Raw genomic sequence first — 17210 nt, forward strand, 5'->3', positions numbered from 1 at the left:
CATCCAAGAATAAGTCATCTGTCAGATATAGTCTGTTTTTAGAACGTGAAGATAGACATTGATATGAAAAGGGGCAAATGGGAGATAAGAGGGGGATTTCATGGTGAGTACAATAGCTAAAAAGCGGGGGTTTGGCGCTGTCTTATGGGATTACTTAACGACGGTTGACCACAAAAAAATTGCCATACTATATTTAGTGGCAGGGGGATTTTTCTTTTTAATTGGTGGCCTGGAAGCGATGATTATCCGTATTCAGCTAGCCATCCCTGAAAATGATTTTGTGAGTGCAGGGTTTTACAATGAAGTCATGACGATGCATGGAACAACGATGATTTTCCTTGCAGCAATGCCGCTTTTATTTGCATTAATGAATGCGGTTGTACCCATTCAAATTGGTGCACGTGACGTAGCGTTTCCATTTGTGAATTCACTTGGTTTTTGGCTGTTCTTTTTTGGAGGTATTTTCTTAAACCTTGGATGGTTTATGGGCGGAGCACCTGATGCAGGCTGGACTGCCTATGCGTCGCTCACGCTGAATTCAGAAGGGCACGGCATGGATTTCTATATTTTAGGGTTGCAGATAGCGGGTATTGGTACGCTAATTGCCGGAATCAACTTTCTTGCAACGATTATTAATATGAGAGCGCCAGGTATGACGTATATGAGAATGCCGCTCTTTACCTGGACGACGTTTGTGGCATCCGCACTAATTTTATTCGCATTCCCGCCGCTGACAGCAGGGCTTGCGATGCTGATGCTTGATCGAATGTTTGATACGAGCTTTTTTAATCCAGAGCTCGGCGGAAATACAATCATCTGGGAGCATTTGTTCTGGATTTTTGGACACCCAGAAGTGTATATCTTGATTTTGCCGGCATTTGGGATTTTCTCTGAGATCATTCCGGTGTTTGCAAGAAAAAGATTGTTTGGTTATTCGTCCATGGTGTTTGCAACTGTATTAATTGGTTTCCTTGGATTCATGGTGTGGGCGCATCACATGTTCACAACAGGACTTGGTCCAATTGCCAATGCGATCTTTGCCGTAGCCACAATGGCGATTGCGGTGCCAACTGGAATTAAAGTATTTAACTGGTTGCTCACCATATGGGGCGGTAATGTGAAGTTTACAACGCCGATGCTATATTCAGTTGCGTTCATTCCGTCATTCTTACTTGGCGGTGTAACCGGCGTCATGCTTGCAGCAGCAGCAGCGGATTATCAGTTCCATGACACGTACTTCGTTGTGGCGCATTTCCACTATGTCATTATCGGTGGTGTGGTTTTCGGTATTTTAGCAGGTGTGCATTATTGGTGGCCGAAGATGTTTGGGAAAATACTGAATGAGAAGCTTGGGAAAATTGGCTTTGTGCTGTTTTTCGTCGGTTTCCATTTAACGTTCTTTATCCAGCATTTTCTCGGTCTTTGGGGCATGCCGCGCCGAGTCTTTACATTCTTGCCAGGTCAGGGTCTAGACCTTGGGAACTTGGTGAGTACGATTGGGGCACTGTTCATGTTTGTAGCAGTTGTCATCATGCTGATTAATATCATCTGGACGACAGCAAAAGGGGAGCGTGTATCGGGCGATCCTTGGGGAGATGGAAGAACGCTTGAATGGGCAGTATCTTCACCTCCGCCAGAATATAACTTTAAGCAGCTGCCTCTTGTACGGGGACTTGATCCATTATGGATTGAGAAAATGGATGGTAAAAAAGGAATGACAGCATCTGAACCGCTCGATGATATTCACATGCCGAATAATTCCATCTTGCCTATCATTATCTCATTCGGTCTATTTGTGTCAGCGTTTGGTTTTATGTATCGTCAAGAACACAGCTGGGGTCTGCCGGTGATCTTCATTGGTCTTGGCATCACGTTTGCGACCATGCTCGTTCGCTCTCTTAAAGATGATCATGGATACCATATTCACAAAGAAGATTTGACGGATGACGATGACAAAGGGGTGAAAGCATAATGGAACCACAAAAAATGACAGCGGAAACCTTTCCGGCTTCTCCTGAGAAAGCCACGTTAGAAGGAAAGAATAAGTTCGTCGGGTTCTGGTTGTTTCTTGGGGGAGAAACGGTCCTGTTTGCATCTTTGTTTGCCACTTATTTGGCGCTGAAAAATTCAAATGCAGGCGGCGCAACAACAACTGAAATGTTTGACCTCACACTTGTCTTTATTGCCACAATGCTTCTGTTAACGAGCAGTTTAACGAGTGTGTATGCTATGTATCATATGAAAAACTTTGCCTTTAAAAAAATGCAGCTTTGGTTAGGTGTAACCGTTCTTTTAGGTGCTGGATTTTTAGGGGTAGAAATTTATGAGTTTTATCATTATGTGCATGCGTATGAATTTACCATTACGAGCTCTGCACTTGGCTCTTCCTTCTATACGCTTGTTGGAACACACGGGGCTCACGTCGCATTTGGACTTTGCTGGATCACCGCTCTGATGATTCGGAATATGAGACGCGGACTCGATTTATACAATGCACCAAAATATTATGTGGCAAGCCTTTATTGGCACTTCATTGATGTTGTGTGGGTCTTCATCTTTACCGTTGTATATTTAATGGGAATGGTGGGATAAGAATGGGAAATAAAAACACAAATCAGTCCAAAGTCGATCTTGTCTATCGGAAAAAGAAAAATGCCGAAGAAATGAAGCATCAGCTCATTTCTTTCGGCTTGATGATTGGTTTAACGTTTGTTGCCTTTTTAACAATCGCCTCTGAAGACGTCGGAAATTGGTTCGCTGTCCCTTTTATTTTACTGCTTGCAGTGATTCAGGTCGCTTTTCAGCTTTATTATTTTATGCACATGAACCAAAAAGGGCATGAAACACCCGCGTTGTTTCTTTACTCAGGTGTGTTTGTCGCGTTTATTACCGTTTTAGCCTTTTTGACCATTATTTGGTGGTAAGCTCGCTTTGCCCTTGAAGGAGGCGCAGCAATGGAAAACTTAGAGATATTTGGATTTCGTGCATTATGGAGTCCTTACTATTTGACATGTATTGTAGCAGCAGCCGCTTTTTATCTGCTTCTCGTGACGAAGGGTAAGCACCGTGCGACGGTGAAAGAGAAAACGCTGTTTCTCACGGGGCTTGTGTTGCTTTATGCGGTGAAGGGGAGCCCGATTGATTTAATGGGGCATATTATGTTCAGTGCGCATATGGCGCAAATGGCAGTGCTCTATTTGGTCATCCCGCCCCTTCTCATTACAGGTTTACCTGCGGCGATTTGGGAGCGGATCATTCAAACACGGGGTATTCAGCCGATTTTCCGCTTGTTTTCTAAGCCGTTGATTGCCTTGCTCGGATTTAACGGGTTGTTTTCGCTGTATCATATTCCGCTTGTGTTCGATTTTGTCAAAACAGATCCGTTTTATCACGCATTGATGACGGTTGTCATTTTTATCGCTGCCTTTTTCATGTGGTGGCCGCTTGTCCATAAAGTGCAAAGTCAGCCGCAGATTACAGGCATTTTAAAGCTTGGATATATTATGGCAGATGGGATTTTAATGACACCTGCCTGCGCACTCATTATGTTTAGTGAAGCGCCTATCTATGCCACTTATTCAGATGCCGGCGCATGGATACAAGCACTGCACCTATGCGTACCGAGTGATATGCTTGCAGGTCTTGCGCTTACGGGACCTGACATGTTTCATACATTGCCGCTGCTAGAAGATCAGCAGCTAGGTGCTATTTTGATGAAAATCATTCAAGAGATTGTATACGGATCCATTCTTGCTGTTGTCTTCTTTGACTGGGCGAGAAAAGAAAGAGCGAAAGATGCCGTACCAGATGCGCTCATTCCGAAATATGAATAAATGAAAAGCACAGCCGTAGGGGCTGTGCTTTTTATGCTTCAGCAGTTATCGCTTCTAGTTTTTCTTTCAATTGGTTCAGCGTTTTTTTGCTGGATTGAATAAGAGATTTAGGGAAGTCTTCGCCTTCTCCATATTCAACACCATGCGGATAATAGTGTTTTCCAAGTAAAGGTGTCAGCAGCTGGATGTGGGCTTTTTTGGAGCCGACATCTCCCTCAGTGGCGTAGCCAGAGATCCGTAAGTAAAACGTCCCCTCTACCATGTTATACTTCCTGTCGTACGTCACACGCTCATAATCCCATTGATCGGCTCGTACAAATCCTTCACTTTCCATAATGAAATCCAATTTATTTAAGTCAGCTGATACCTTTTCAATCCCCGTACCTTCAAACTTCACCCAAAACCCCTCCTTATAAAAATTCCCTTTACTGACAATCATAGTATGAAAGCGTTAAACTTTCAACTGTGAAGGGTATGTTCTTTTATAAGCTGGTTACAGTAATAAAGAAAATAACGGATGGAGGAATCAACGTGAAAACGAAAAAAATCAAAGATATCATGACGAAAAAAGTAGTGACGTTGCAAAAGGACGACAATGCATATGAAGCGGCAGTCAAAATGAAAGATGCTGACATTGGTGCCATTCCAGTAGTCGACGGAGATCAGCTTGTTGGTATTGTCACAGACCGCGACCTTGTACTTAGAGGTATTGCTGAGAAAAAGCCGAACTCACAAGAGGTTGGTGCCCTCATGACGAAGGAAGTTTTGACAGCTGAAGAAGATGCAACCCTAGAAGAAATTGTCCGGTTGATGTCAGAACATCAGCTCCGCCGTATCCCGGTTGTCAAAAACGGGGCACTCACAGGAATCGTAGCCCTTGGGGATTTATCAGTTGAAGATTTATCAAACGATCGTGCAGGTGATGCTCTGACGGAAATCTCTCAACAAGACCAGGATCATGGCCAAGGATTTCTTCATTAGGAGGGGCATATTTTAAATTCGTGTTAAATAGGCTGTATTGTCGTTGATAAATGGAGCAAGTTTTGTTTAAATGACAGTAGAAGGTACTTTTTGTACCTTGCCAATTTAACGGAGGTGTTTATTTGAAAACTGTGCTGAAAACACTCTTCATCCTCCTGATTATATCTGGAACGTACGTTCTGTTTATTCAATATGGATCTTCACCAGAAAAAGAAAACAGCAATGAGCCGAAGGTGTCTAATGAAGAAACATCTAGCGATAAGCCGATCAACATTCCGAAAAAAGGTCTCATGTCCTTTATGGGGAAGTCTTCAAACGAAGTGCTTAAACAGCTAGGGGAACCAGATCGCATTGATCCTTCCGCATATGATTATGACTGGTGGATATACAATCAATCGAAGAAACACTATATTCAAGTAGGGGTAAAGGACAGTAAAGTGGTGACCTTGTTTGCAACAGGGGATGGGCTGAATGTTGAGCCGTTTAAAATCGGTCAAGCCACAAGTGAAGTGTTTAAAAAAACACAAATCGCTCCTTACATTCATGTAGAGGACGAGGGAAATTCATATCGCTTTGAATTCTCAGAAGATGATATGAATACCAGGCCGACGGTGAAAGTGGGAGATGATGTGTATGTCCAGCTCTACATGGATAAGTTTGAAAGCACTCTTTCGAGCATTCGAGCCTTTAACGCAGATACATTTGTCAAACAAAAGCCGTATGAAGTCGTTTATCGAGGTCAATTAATTGAACCTGAGGCGATATCAGGCGAAAAGTGGAAGGATATTGAAGCGTCGAGTCAAAAACAAATTTTTGATATGACCAATATTATCCGCCATAAGTACAAACTGCCGACCTTAAAGTGGGACGATGAAACCTCTGAAGTGGCATTCATGCATAGTGAGGACATGAAGGATCATCATTATTTCTCCCATGAATCTAAAAAATACGGCACGCTGAAAGACCGGTTAGAAAGAGGCGAGGTCGCATTTCAGCTTGCGGGGGAAAACATTGCGTATAATTATGTTGATGGCCCTGCAGCTGTAGAAGGTTGGCTGAATAGCGAAGGTCACCGGAAGGCATTGTTAAATCAAGATTACACGCACCTTGGCGTTGGTGTGAAAGAAAAGTATTATACACAAAACTTCATTAAGAAAACGTCTTAATCCTCTAAACAGCTGCGCACAGATGGCGGCTGTTTTTTTATGAAAAGGGCTCACCAAAATAGACCCAGATGTATATAGTATAGTAGGCATTTGTATGGGGGGTGAGGATATGACAAATAAGCAAAAGCAAACATCCATTGATGAATTTAAACAGTTCGTCAGACGCCATCCGAAATTAATTCAAGAAGTGCAGACGCAAGAAAAAAGCTGGCAAAGTTTATACGAGAATTGGGTCATGTTTGGTGAGGAAGATGACATGTGGTCTCCTTACCGGCAAACACAAACGGAAGAAGCAAAAGAAGAAAAAGCCGCTAAGCAAAGTGAATCGGGAAAAGCAGATTTTATGTCTAAAATGGTCTCTGCAGTGAAAAAAATGGACGCTGATCAAATGAATGAACAGATTAATAAAATGAGCCAGTCTATTTCCTCTTTACAAAGCTTACTCGGTCAATTTTCATCAAATGGCTCAAAGAAGGGTTCATCTGGAGGCAGCCAGCACCCATTCTCCTTCAGGAAAGATTAATTGAAAGGGGATGCTTTTGGTGCGGAGAGAAGTACAAGAGTTTGTCATGGCCGAAGAGGATCGAATCAAATTCATCAGGCAGCGCCCACTCTGGTATAGACAGTTAACGCGGCATCCTGAAAATGTCACTTCGTTTGAATTAGATAAAATGAACTTTTACGAAAAAACCATTCCTCATCGTGTGAGCCAGTTGAGCAATAGTGTCCAAATGGCTGAAATGATGATCCAGATGTTCCAAGCAATGCGCAATCAAAATGGAGCCGGGTGAGGCTTTTTTTGATTTGATTAAGATGTCTATTTCATGAGCATCCTATGAAAGTAGACGAAAGGAGAATCAGAACATGAAATGGATGCTGTCAATATGCGCATTGCTTTTTCTTCTCACCGGATGTCAAAGTCAACATGATCAAGAGCAAGTAACTAGGCAAGAACCAGCAGTACCAGTCATGCAGCAGACGCAAAGTGAAATGAAGCAGCAAGGCTTTTTAAAATACAAAGTGCAGGGATCTGTTGTGTATATAGAAAGTACACTTCAAGATTTTCACCTTGAACCTTCACCCCTCAAAAAGGATAAGAAGGCGGGGTATTTTACAGTGTATGTAGACGGGAAACGGGCAGGCAATGAGTATACTGCGGCGTTTGTGGTCAAGCACCTTTCAAAAGGAAAGCATAAAATGACCGTTGTGCTAAATTCTCGTCACCCTGAATATAAGCAGAAAAGAGAGACGTGGGATGTATTTGTCACGTAAAAGCATTTTCTGATCCATAGGTTTCGTGGTAAACTATGAATTGGAGGTGCAACATTTATGTATGCGACAATCGAATTCGTGGAGCTCCAAGAGGAAGCAAATCAATTGGCTGCCATGATTCTTCAGTCGGAGGAGGCTGAACATTACCGCAACTGCTTTAAGCGTCTCCAGCAAGACGAAGAAGCCCAACAAATTATTGCCCATTTTACAAAAGTAAAAGAGCAATATGAAGATGTGCAGCGGTTCGGCAAATACCATCCGGACTATAGAACGATCTCAAAAGAAATGCGTGAGGTCAAAAGAAAGCTAGATCTTCACGATACAGTGGTTGATTTCAAAAAAGCAGAAACAGCGATTCAATCCATCTTAGATGAGATTAGTATTGAAATCGGTCAAGCTGTATCAGCATATATTAAAGTTCCAACAGGGAACCCATATTTTGATGGTCTATCATCATGCGGCGGTGGCTGTGGATCAGGAGGCAGCTGTAGCTGTAAAGTATCTTGACGAGACTTGAACGTCTCGTCTTTTACATAATGAACGGAAAGAATTGAAAAGCGGCAGGTGATAAGATGGATACCAAACGTCAAGGAATGGTCGTTTGGCTGCATTCGTTAAAGCAGTCAAAAGCGCTAAGGAAATTTGGGAATGTTCACTATATTTCAAGGAAAATGAAATATGCAGTGATTTATTGTGATATGAATGATCTTGAGCGCCACATGGCAAAGCTCAGTTCATTGCCATTTGTAAAACGTGTTGAGCCTTCCTATAAACCTTTTATTAAATTAGAGTACGAATCGAAATTGGACAAAGCAAAAGAGTATGATTATAAGGTGGGCTTTTAAAGACACAAAAAAACCCCCGCGGCATCACCCGCGGGGTCCTTCTATTCTTAATGATTCATTAAGGAGAAGGCAAAGGGAGAGGAGAAACCGGAGGAAGAACTTATGGGGAAACGTAAGTCTTCTCCGCGGTTGGCAACAGCACCACATCAGATGCTGTTAACAGTAGTATGACCCTCTCTTTTGTGATCTATACATAGAAAATGAATGGAATTCAGTGCATTGTCCCATGTGGAGTGGATATGGTAAGATAATGTTGAATTTTTTGTCATCAAACAATATTCAATAGATGCAAGCAGAAAAAGTGGTGGAAAAATGAGAGTGATTTCTGGAACAAAAAAAGGCCGCACGCTGAAAGCCGTACCCGGCCAATCAACAAGACCAACAACAGATAAAGTAAAAGAATCCATTTTTAATATGATTGGACCGTATTTTGATGGGGGATGGGCCCTTGATTTATTTGCTGGAAGTGGTGGTTTAGGTATTGAAGCGCTTTCTAGAGGATTCGATCATTGTATATTTGTGGATCGAGATATGAAGGCGATTCAGACGATTAAAGGCAACTTGAATCAATTGTCGCTGATGGATCAAAGTGAAGTGTTTCGAAATGATGCAAACCGTGCACTCGCCGCTGTAGTGAAGCGAGAAGAATCTTTTCAAGCCATCTTCCTTGATCCGCCGTATAAAGATCAAAAGTTGAAAGCACTTCTTGATACGATTGATGAGCATTCCTTATTAGCAGATGATGGCGTCATTGTGTGTGAGCATGATAAAGATGTGACACTGCCAGAGGAAGCAGGACAGCTGCATATCTCAAGGCAGGAAATGTACGGAATGACTGGTATTACGATCTATAGAAAGCGGGGAAATTAGAGCATGGGGAATATAGCCGTTTGTCCGGGTAGCTTCGATCCAGTCACATTGGGCCATTTGGATATTATCAAAAGAGGGGCAAAGATTTTTGATGAAGTATATGTGTGCGTCCTCAATAACTCGTCAAAAAAGCCGTTGTTTACTGTTGAAGAGCGATGTGAACTCATTCGTCAAGCAACAAAGGAGCTACCAAATATCAAAGTGGAATCCTTTCATGGACTGCTCGTTGATTATGCGAAACAAAAAGAGGCGAAAGTCATTTTGCGCGGACTTAGAGCGGTGACGGACTTTGAATACGAAATGCAAGGGACATCAATGAACAAAGTGTTGAATGATGACATTGAAACGTTCTTTATGATGACGAATAATCAATACTCCTTCTTAAGTTCAAGCATTGTTAAAGAAGTAGCGAAATATCATGGATCAGTCAAAGAGCTTGTACCGCAAGAGGTCGAAGCTGCGCTGAAAGAAAAATTTAATGGATGAGTGCATTGTGCACTCATCCATTTTTTAATTTCTGATAATAGAGCGCAATATACACGATCAGACTGAACAAGGTGATGAGAGGACCAACAGATACAAGTTGATTCCATAACACGCTGCTAAACATCACGACTTGCTCGCTTGTTTCAAATGCCCCTGCTGGAAGCGCCATGTCTGCTTTAGAGACATAAAGGGGTTTGAATAACAAAAAGGCAAAGACGGCTGCGTAAATACCGTGAAGTAAACGGGCGAAGAAAAAGGGTTTAAAGCGTATATCGGTTGCTGCCAAAATGCCGGCTACCTGAGCTTGAACGGAGAATCCGCTAAATCCTAAAATAAAGCTGACCACAATTGTTTTAGCGAGCAGGGAAACCTCTTGTGACCCTGTGAGCTGACTTCCTAATGTGATTTCAAATAGACCCGCAATCATGGCTAGATCTAATTCCGGCGGAAGGTGCATCGTTTTCAGTATAGAGCCGATCCCGATAGAGAGAAGATCTGTTACATGAACGACAGCGAGCATTTTACTAAAGACAGAAAATAAAATGATAAAGCCGCCAATCATAAAGAGCGTTTGAACAGATGACATGACAGCGTCACTTAATATTTGGCCAAGTGGTCTTTTTTCTGCGAGTCTTGCCATATGAAGAGCGCTGAATGCTTCTCGAATTGGAGGCAATAAAAATCCTTTTCGGCTTCTGAGGTGCGCATCATGACGTGCTTTATATCCGCGCATTGTCACCCCAACCGCGAGATTTCCTAAATAATGTGCACAGGCTAACACAATGCCTAAAGCTGGGTGATGAAAAAATCCTACAGCCACTGCTCCAAAAATGAACAAAGGGTTTGAAGAATTGGTAAACGACACAAGGCGTTCTGCTTCAATTCTTGTCAGCTGTCCTTCCTGCCGAAGTCTTGTCGTCAATTTAGCGCCAGAAGGAAAACCAGAGGCCATTCCCATCGCCAGCACAAATCCGCCGACACCAGGCACCCGAAAGATAGGCCGCATAAATGGCTCTAATAATACGCCGACAAATCTGACAATCCCGAAACTGATTAATAGCTCGGACAAAATAAAAAAAGGTAGCAGCGATGGAAAAACCACTTCCCACCACATTGCAAGTCCATTTTTCGATGCTTGCAAAGAGGCTTGTGGATGTGTAATCACAGTGGCTGTTAAAAAGATAAAAAAAGCAGCGATGAACAGAGTGTTCCATTTTTTCATGGAGATGTCGCCCCTTGCCGTTATAATCTATTGGCGAGCTCGTGATTAAAGAAAAAGAGATGCTAGCCGAGCCTGTCTTCTATTACTATACGATGAGAAGGGGCATGTTTAGACCTATAGATTCGTATATATGCATAGAAAGAGGAGGGTGGATTCATGAAACGACCGATTATCGGGCTTGCGCTGGGCTCCGGGGGTGCCAGAGGGATGGCGCATATCGGGGTTTTATCTAGTCTTGAGAAACAAGGAATTCAGGTGGATATGATCGCAGGAAGCAGTATTGGTGCTCTTGTGGGGAGCTTTTATGCAGCAGGACAAGACGTAGAAAAAATGAAAAAACTTGCACTTGTCTTCAGAAGAAAGTATTATGCTGACTATACACTGCCAAAAATCGGTCTGTTAAAAGGAAATCGAATTTTGCAGCTGATTCACACGTTTACATATGGGAAGAATATTGAAGAAATGCGCATGCCTCTTGCGATTGTCGCCTGTGACCTTCAGACAGGGGAGAAGGTTGTGTTCAAAGAAGGGTCTGTCTCACAAGCAGTCAGGGCAAGCATTAGCATTCCGGGTGTGTTTGTTCCGCATGAAATAGGCGGCAGGCAATTGGTGGATGGAGCGGTAGTGGACCGCATTCCTGTCTCTGTTCTCAAAGAAATGGGGGCAGATCTCATTATCGCCTCTGATGTATCAAGGGTGAAAAAAACAGAAAAGGCAACGAGATTATCGGATGTCATTATGCAAAGTTTGGACATCCTTCAAAATGAATTGGTTCGTCACCAAACCATTCATGCAGATCTCATGATTCGGCCGAAGCTCGAGACCTTTAGCTCTAGTGCGTTTACACAGGTTCAAGAAATGATTGAAGCAGGTGAACTCGCCGCCGACCAACTAAAAGGAAAACTGAAAGATGTCATTGATAAATGGGAGTGTTAATCGAATGAAAAAATTAAATATTCGCTGGCTCAGCTTTTTTGCTGTTGTTCTAGTCTTATTTGGCTTAACTTTTGTGAAACTGCCCTATTACGTCACAAAGCCAGGTGATGCAACAGAAATTGCGCCACACATTCAAGTAGACGGAGGATATGGCGAGAAAGGCAGCTTTTCTCTTATGACCATTAAAGTAGGTCCAGCCAATCCATATACGTATTTACTTGCAAAAATGAACAAGTATGACGAAATCGTTCCAGAAGAAAATATTAAAGCGGACGGAGAGTCTGATGAGGATTATATGAAACGGCAGCTGCAGCTCATGAAAAGTTCTCAAGAAAATGCGATGATTGCCGCTTATACAAAAGCAGGGAAAAAAGTAGATTATACGTTTAATGGGGTATATGCGAGCTATGTGATGAAAGGAATGCCTGCATATGGGAAGATTGAAGTTGGCGATAAGATCAAAAGCGTCGACGGCCATACATATGAGTCAGCAGATAAAATGGTTTCGTATATCAGCAGTAAAAAAGCAGGCACGACTGTCCGTTTTGTACTTGAACGTAATGGCAAAGAAATCACGCAGAACGTGACGTTAAAACCATTTAAAGAAGAGCCAAAACGAGTGGGAATTGGCGTATCATTATTTACAGACCGTCATGTGAAAGTGTCTCCTTCTGTGAAAGTGGATATTGAAAACATCGGCGGTCCATCGGCTGGTTTAATGATGTCACTTGAAATTTACAATCAGCTGACAAAAGAAGATGAAACACACGGCTATGCGATCGCAGGAACTGGAACGATTGATGCAGATGGTACAGTCGGACCGATTGGCGGAATTGATCAAAAGGTTGTTGCAGCAGACAAAGCAGGAAAAGACATCTTCTTTGCACCGAATGATAAAGGTGACCCAAACTCTGACTACAAAAATGCAGTCAAAACAGCAAAAGATATTAAAAGTGATATGAAAATCGTTCCTGTGGATACCATGCAGGACGCACTAAACTATTTAAACAAATTAAAAGAGAAAGCATCATAAAAAAGAGCAGCCTGCAAATCAGGCTGCTTTTTTCTATCGAGATGAAAAGAGTCCGCTCTCTTCATCATATCGAATCGGTGATGTTTTAAACTCTGCTTTTGTTAACTCTGTTTGCATGGGTTCAGAGATGGGAAGGCTAAACACCCTTGAAGCGCGAATATCAAGATCAAGGGCGGGATGTGAAAAGGAAGACAGTTTACTCACAAGTGGTACATCCAACTCTTTTTTTACAAGAGACAAGTACTGTTGTCCTTTCCTTGTCATTCCAAGTAAACGAATATAGGGCGCTTTTTTCTCTTCAAGCAGCTCGTGCATCGTCTTTTTCTTCACGTTCATTAATAGATGCGTATTCATCCGCTGTAACCTTGTCCACGTATATCGTTTTGTTTTGACAAGTGATAGATACTCCTCGTAGGAAGATGCATGTGTCATGGCTTTTTGCATGCGGTGTTCAATGCCTTCTTCAATTTCATAGATGCCCTCTAATTCACTCGTATCCATTGTATGAAAAACATGTTTCAGAAAGCGAAAATAGGCTTCTTGCGTATGTAAAAGACCATATGAAGAATGATAGTCGTGTAATTGCTTTAAAGTAGCGTCCGGGAGGTAGGGCGTGACTGCTTGAAATGAGCTCTGTTCTTTTAATGCTTTTCGGATACTTGTGGCGCTTGCGATTTTTTGGTTGTCAGGCAGTTCTTCATCATGATAATCAGATGCAATTCTTTGAGACGTAAAAGGCTGCATGTGAGGAGCTCTCTCTAAGATGGCTTTAACATAATGAAAGCCTAAAATGTTATTTGGTTTGGACAAATCCAGTAAGTGTTCAGAATGAATGGCCTCTTGAAACGCACCTGCTGCTGCTGCGGGATAACTAAGACCTTCTTTCACCTTTTCTTTTGTTAAAAGATCAATCTCTGCCTTTTTTTCATGCCAAGCGTGTGCTGTGCGCTCAAATGCGTTGATCTCTCCATCCTCACTGCCGAAAAAAAGAGAATGGCATTTTAATGCATCGAGGATGGACACAGCGCCATTGGCGAAGGTTTCTGCCTTTTGTACGGCATATATGTATGGAAGCTCACACACAATGTCTACGCCGTTTTGCAGTGCCATTTTTGTACGTGCCCATTTTGAGACGATGGCAGGCTCCCCGCGCTGGAGGAAAGAACCGCTCATGACGGCAATGGCAACATCTGAGGAGGTTTGTTTTTTCGCCTGATTCACATGATAGGCATGCCCATAATGAAATGGATTGTACTCGACAACGACTCCCACTGCTTTCAATAGATGTTCCGCCTTTCTTGCTATGGTTAAATGGTCTGTGCTACAGTAGCATAAGGGAAAAATGAAGACCATTTTTTTCAGTGTAGGCATTCCGAGAACTGATGTCAAACAGCCCTTTGACATCATGAAGGACTGTAAAGAAAAAATATTGACAAATAGCATGATGAAAGCTATAATCATGTTTGTTGCTCTTAGAGGTGATACAATTGAAATGGACAGTTTATCAGTTACATCAAAAAGCTAAAAACAGCTTCGATTTTCATGAGACGGTTGACTTAAATGAACTTACTAGCCTTCATTCAGATATACGTCGTATTTCACCAGTAGAGGTGAAAGGGACTGGAGTGATCGAATCAAAGCAAGTCGCATTTGATTTAACCATCACAGGTGAAATGACATTGCCTTGTTCAAGAACGCTTGTTGATGTAAATTATCCATTTGCGATTTCAACAAAAGAACTATTTGTACTTCATAAGACAGACGACATAGAAGATGAAGACGTTTCTATTGTAGAAGACGATATCATCGACTTAACGCCTTTAGTCAAGGAAGAAATTCTTCTTGAAGTGCCCATGCAAATCTTTTGCGACCAAGCTGACGTAAAAGGTGCTGCACCACAGGAAGGGAATGACTGGGCGGTCATTTCGGAAGATGCACATCATAACCGAATTGATCCTCGTCTGGAAGGCTTGAAGAAGCTCTTAGAAGAAAATAATGAATCTTAACTCTTTAAGGAGGTGGGAATAATGGCTGTACCTTTTAGAAGAACTTCTAAAATGAAAAAAAGATTGCGTCGTACGCATTTCAAACTACAAGTACCTGGTATGGTAGCTTGCCCAGAATGCGGTGAAATGAAAATTTCTCATCGTGTCTGCAAATCTTGCGGAACATACAAAGGCAAAGACGTAAAAAGCAACTAATGCTTGATAAAAAAACGTGAGGGAATCTTCCCTTGCGTTTTTTTATTGATCTATTTTTTAGGTTTCTCTCCTGCAAATAGTCTATCTACTCTAGTAAGCGCATATGATGTGGTATTCAGATTCAGGGGGGATGATGAGTTGACGATTACACGGCAGGACGCATGGACACAAGATGAAGATTTACTTTTAGCAGAAGTTGTCTTAAGGCATATCCGAGATGGGGGTACCCAGCTTTCAGCATTTGAAGAGGTTGGAAAAGCATTGTCAAGAACAGCAGCAGCATGTGGATTCAGGTGGAATTCTTACGTCAGAAAGCAGTATCAGGCAGGCATTGAGCTTGCCAAAAAACAGCGAAAAGAACTGCGTAAAAAAATTGGTATCCATTCTTCGGGTTTACCGCAGCATGCGTTCACCATAGAGGAGAAGGCATCTTCTGATCAGACTGAACTGACGCTTCGAGAAGTAATTCGGTTTCTAGAGCAGCTTGAGAAAGAACCATCTGGTCCAGCTTATTTACGGGAGGAGCTTAAAGATGCACAGCATCAATTAAAATCACTCACCGAAGAAAATGAACAGCTGAAACGTCAATTAAAAATGACAGAAGAAGATTACCGGGCACTTATTGGTATTGTTGAAAGAGTCAAACAGAATATCAGCTTAAAAGATTACGCAAAATAAGAAAACGCCCCTCACAGATGGAAAGAGGGGCGTTTTCTTAATGATTAAAATGATTAAGCGGACTCACCTGTGTTCTTTTGAATATGTGCAGGCTCCCAAATGAGTGGGTTTTCTCCTTTATCGCGTTCCATATCATATTTCACCGCTTCAAAGCCCATTTTATCCCAAAAACCGGCAGATTTGACGCGTGGATTCGTTCGAATTGGAAGGCCAAAAGATTTTGCGAAATCAACAAGTGCTTCGCCGTAACCTTTACGCTGATATCCTGGCAACACTTCTAGCTTCCACAGCTCTAGATAATCATGATTATGGTCAAAATACGTCGTCGTCGAGCCATCTACTTGATAGAGGCTCATACGTGCCACAAGCTTATCTCCAAAGTAAATCCCATAAAATGGAGAGTTGCTGTCATTTTCAATCATATTACTTTCTAGGTCTTCAAGCATGGAAAGTTCTTGTATGCCATATTCCTTAAATTGTTTAAATTCCTCTAATGTTTTGTAGTTAATCAGAAGACGTTTTACTTGTGTCATGTGATCTTCCCCCTTACACACATAATGTCGACAGTGATGTCATTGAAGGCGTTTTCATCCCATCCGCCTAAAAAAGTTTTTACACTTATTATTATAGTTTTTTAATTAAAAAAATTCAATCATAGCGCGTTATCTGCTTTTTGCATCGTAGCACGAAACTGGTAAAATAGTTGATAACATGAAGTAAACAGAAAAAGGGAAGTGCGGCAATTGAAAATTGGAATCATTGGCGGTGGTGCGATTGGTCTGCTTTGTGCCAGTTATTTATCAGAGCATCATGACATCACCCTCTTTACAAGAAGAAAACAGCAGGCAGAAGAAATTCGAGCATTAGGCATTGAACGAATGGTAAGAGGGGAAACCATTCAATCAGCTGTTTGGGCCGATACGGGAGTCAAAGGATTATTTGATTTGCTGATTGTGACAGTGAAGTATCATCATCTGCAAGATGTTCTAGGGGAATTATCGGGACTGCCTCGTCAGCGGATCTTATTTTTGCAGAACGGAATGGCCCACCTCGTCGATTTAAAGAACTGGAAAACGGCACATCAGTTATATATTGGTGTAGTAGAGCATGGCGCAATGAAGGTGTCTGATCGCGCAGTAAACCATACAGGAATTGGTGTCATCAAGTGGGGAGCATTTCTGCATGAGGAAAAAGAACCTATGGGTAGTGAACTATCAACGGGCGATTTTCAAATGGTTTATACAGAGGAATGGAAGAAAGTACTGGAGGAAAAGCTGCTCGTCAATGTGTGTATTAATACGTTGACGGCTTTATTACATGTGAATAATGGGGAATTGGTATCGAACCCGTCATATGAACATATGATGACATGTGCATTTGAAGAAGCGGTTTCCATTCTAGGGTTGCTTGAGAAAGATCGTCTATGGGCTCATGTGAAATCAATTTGCCATCAAACGGCTGCCAATCAATCGTCAATGCTACAAGATATCGTCAAAGGCCGCCAAACTGAAAGAAAAGCAATCATTGGCTACCTTTTAAAAAAAGCTCAAGGTCAAGGGATGACGCCGCCATTCCTCACTTTCTTGAATAGAAGCTTGGAAGTATTGGAAAAAAAGCAAACAAAATCTTTTGAGTGAGCTCATTTACATGCTATACTTTTTTCGGGAAACTAACTATTTATTGAAGA

The 17210-nt window shown here is 42.0% G+C and carries 23 protein-coding genes; 19 read left to right on the top strand and 4 right to left on the bottom strand.

The genetic code is table 11. The features are described 5' to 3' along the window. Positions 1–100 precede the first annotated feature (100 nt). The 4 genes from ctaD to ctaG are packed head-to-tail and all read left to right on the top strand — an operon-like array spanning position 101 to position 3833. Positions 101–1972, top strand: a complete 1872-nt coding sequence (gene ctaD / locus ACTJJD_RS05145) for a cytochrome c oxidase subunit I (protein WP_007499823.1) — start codon at positions 101–103, stop codon at positions 1970–1972. Then, positions 1972–2592 carry a cytochrome c oxidase subunit III gene (gene ctaE, locus ACTJJD_RS05150; protein ID WP_007499822.1) on the top strand — a complete coding sequence of 207 codons (621 nt, stop codon included), beginning with the start codon at positions 1972–1974 and terminating at the stop codon, positions 2590–2592. Before ctaD ends, ctaE begins: the two co-directional genes overlap by 1 nt. 2 nt (positions 2593–2594) lie before the next feature. Continuing rightward, positions 2595–2924 (top strand): cytochrome c oxidase subunit IVB, encoded by a 330-nt coding sequence (gene ctaF / locus ACTJJD_RS05155; RefSeq protein WP_003211520.1) that lies wholly within the window; start codon positions 2595–2597, stop codon positions 2922–2924. A 30-nt stretch (positions 2925–2954) separates the two neighbouring features. Then, on the top strand, positions 2955–3833 hold the full coding sequence (gene ctaG, locus ACTJJD_RS05160; protein WP_017367183.1) for a cytochrome c oxidase assembly factor CtaG: 879 nt from the start codon (positions 2955–2957) through the stop codon (positions 3831–3833). A 31-nt stretch (positions 3834–3864) separates the two neighbouring features. Here ctaG and ACTJJD_RS05165 read toward each other — a convergent pair whose 3' ends face one another. After that, positions 3865–4230 (bottom strand): YugN family protein, encoded by a 366-nt coding sequence (locus ACTJJD_RS05165; protein ID WP_008345035.1) that lies wholly within the window; start codon positions 4228–4230, stop codon positions 3865–3867. Between the two features lie 161 nt (positions 4231–4391). On the opposite strand from ACTJJD_RS05165, the gene ACTJJD_RS05170 reads away from it, so the two are divergent. The 9 genes from ACTJJD_RS05170 (at position 4392) to coaD (ending at position 9453) form a co-directional block, all read left to right on the top strand. After that, entirely contained in the window at positions 4392–4814 is a 423-nt protein-coding gene (locus ACTJJD_RS05170; protein ID WP_045034299.1) for a CBS domain-containing protein, read from the top strand. 122 nt (positions 4815–4936) lie between these two features. Beyond that, the gene (locus tag ACTJJD_RS05175) at positions 4937–5980 is read left to right on the top strand and encodes a CAP domain-containing protein (RefSeq protein WP_008345031.1); all 1044 of its coding nucleotides are present in this window, start codon (positions 4937–4939) and stop codon (positions 5978–5980) included. A 109-nt stretch (positions 5981–6089) separates the two neighbouring features. Then, positions 6090–6503 (top strand): YlbD family protein, encoded by a 414-nt coding sequence (locus ACTJJD_RS05180; protein WP_281201368.1) that lies wholly within the window; start codon positions 6090–6092, stop codon positions 6501–6503. Between the two features lie 19 nt (positions 6504–6522). Then, positions 6523–6771 carry a YlbE-like family protein gene (locus ACTJJD_RS05185; protein WP_017359376.1) on the top strand — a complete coding sequence of 83 codons (249 nt, stop codon included), beginning with the start codon at positions 6523–6525 and terminating at the stop codon, positions 6769–6771. A gap of 73 nt (positions 6772–6844) precedes the next feature. Next, positions 6845–7252 carry a hypothetical protein gene (locus ACTJJD_RS05190; RefSeq protein WP_007499810.1) on the top strand — a complete coding sequence of 136 codons (408 nt, stop codon included), beginning with the start codon at positions 6845–6847 and terminating at the stop codon, positions 7250–7252. 57 nt (positions 7253–7309) lie between these two features. Continuing rightward, positions 7310–7759, top strand: a complete 450-nt coding sequence (locus tag ACTJJD_RS05195) for a YlbF family regulator (protein ID WP_281201367.1) — start codon at positions 7310–7312, stop codon at positions 7757–7759. 65 nt (positions 7760–7824) lie between these two features. Beyond that, entirely contained in the window at positions 7825–8097 is a 273-nt protein-coding gene (locus ACTJJD_RS05200) for a YlbG family protein (RefSeq protein WP_008345023.1), read from the top strand. Between the two features lie 312 nt (positions 8098–8409). Then, positions 8410–8967 (top strand): 16S rRNA (guanine(966)-N(2))-methyltransferase RsmD, encoded by a 558-nt coding sequence (gene rsmD, locus ACTJJD_RS05205; protein ID WP_007499805.1) that lies wholly within the window; start codon positions 8410–8412, stop codon positions 8965–8967. A 3-nt stretch (positions 8968–8970) separates the two neighbouring features. Beyond that, on the top strand, positions 8971–9453 hold the full coding sequence (gene coaD / locus ACTJJD_RS05210) for a pantetheine-phosphate adenylyltransferase (RefSeq protein ID WP_007499803.1): 483 nt from the start codon (positions 8971–8973) through the stop codon (positions 9451–9453). A gap of 13 nt (positions 9454–9466) precedes the next feature. Here coaD and ylbJ read toward each other — a convergent pair whose 3' ends face one another. After that, complete coding sequence (gene ylbJ, locus ACTJJD_RS05215; protein WP_058213799.1) at positions 9467–10675, bottom strand: sporulation integral membrane protein YlbJ; 1209 nt, start codon at positions 10673–10675, stop codon at positions 9467–9469. Between the two features lie 156 nt (positions 10676–10831). Here ylbJ and ACTJJD_RS05220 point away from each other — a divergent pair, with 156 nt between their 5' ends. Together ACTJJD_RS05220 and ACTJJD_RS05225 are read left to right on the top strand one after the other, a co-directional pair. Further along, on the top strand, positions 10832–11611 hold the full coding sequence (locus tag ACTJJD_RS05220; protein ID WP_025207288.1) for a patatin-like phospholipase family protein: 780 nt from the start codon (positions 10832–10834) through the stop codon (positions 11609–11611). 4 nt (positions 11612–11615) lie between these two features. Continuing rightward, the gene (locus ACTJJD_RS05225) at positions 11616–12644 is read left to right on the top strand and encodes a SepM family pheromone-processing serine protease (RefSeq protein ID WP_017359372.1); all 1029 of its coding nucleotides are present in this window, start codon (positions 11616–11618) and stop codon (positions 12642–12644) included. Between the two features lie 33 nt (positions 12645–12677). On the opposite strand, the gene ACTJJD_RS05230 is transcribed toward ACTJJD_RS05225, so the two are convergent. Then, positions 12678–13925: a nucleotidyltransferase gene (locus ACTJJD_RS05230; protein ID WP_349497111.1), complete on the bottom strand. Its 1248-nt coding sequence runs from the start codon at positions 13923–13925 to the stop codon at positions 12678–12680. A 206-nt stretch (positions 13926–14131) separates the two neighbouring features. Here ACTJJD_RS05230 and ACTJJD_RS05235 point away from each other — a divergent pair, with 206 nt between their 5' ends. The 3 genes from ACTJJD_RS05235 (at position 14132) to gerR (ending at position 15523) form a co-directional block, all read left to right on the top strand. Next, positions 14132–14650: a YceD family protein gene (locus ACTJJD_RS05235; protein WP_242731969.1), complete on the top strand. Its 519-nt coding sequence runs from the start codon at positions 14132–14134 to the stop codon at positions 14648–14650. A gap of 21 nt (positions 14651–14671) precedes the next feature. Beyond that, positions 14672–14845: a 50S ribosomal protein L32 gene (gene rpmF, locus ACTJJD_RS05240; RefSeq protein WP_008354700.1), complete on the top strand. Its 174-nt coding sequence runs from the start codon at positions 14672–14674 to the stop codon at positions 14843–14845. Positions 14846–14983: 138 nt separating this feature from the next. After that, positions 14984–15523: a sporulation-specific transcriptional regulator GerR gene (gene gerR, locus ACTJJD_RS05245; RefSeq protein ID WP_017359370.1), complete on the top strand. Its 540-nt coding sequence runs from the start codon at positions 14984–14986 to the stop codon at positions 15521–15523. 53 nt (positions 15524–15576) lie between these two features. On the opposite strand, the gene ACTJJD_RS05250 is transcribed toward gerR, so the two are convergent. Beyond that, the gene (locus tag ACTJJD_RS05250) at positions 15577–16056 is read right to left on the bottom strand and encodes an N-acetyltransferase (RefSeq protein ID WP_007499784.1); all 480 of its coding nucleotides are present in this window, start codon (positions 16054–16056) and stop codon (positions 15577–15579) included. Between the two features lie 210 nt (positions 16057–16266). Here ACTJJD_RS05250 and ACTJJD_RS05255 point away from each other — a divergent pair, with 210 nt between their 5' ends. Beyond that, positions 16267–17160, top strand: a complete 894-nt coding sequence (locus ACTJJD_RS05255) for a 2-dehydropantoate 2-reductase (protein ID WP_440608159.1) — start codon at positions 16267–16269, stop codon at positions 17158–17160. The last annotated feature ends 50 nt before the right edge of the window (positions 17161–17210 follow it).

The sequence above is a fragment of the Bacillus sp. 22446 genome (genome assembly GCF_052044955.1).
In the GTDB taxonomy this organism is placed as follows: Bacteria; Bacillota; Bacilli; order Bacillales; family Bacillaceae; genus Bacillus; species Bacillus altitudinis.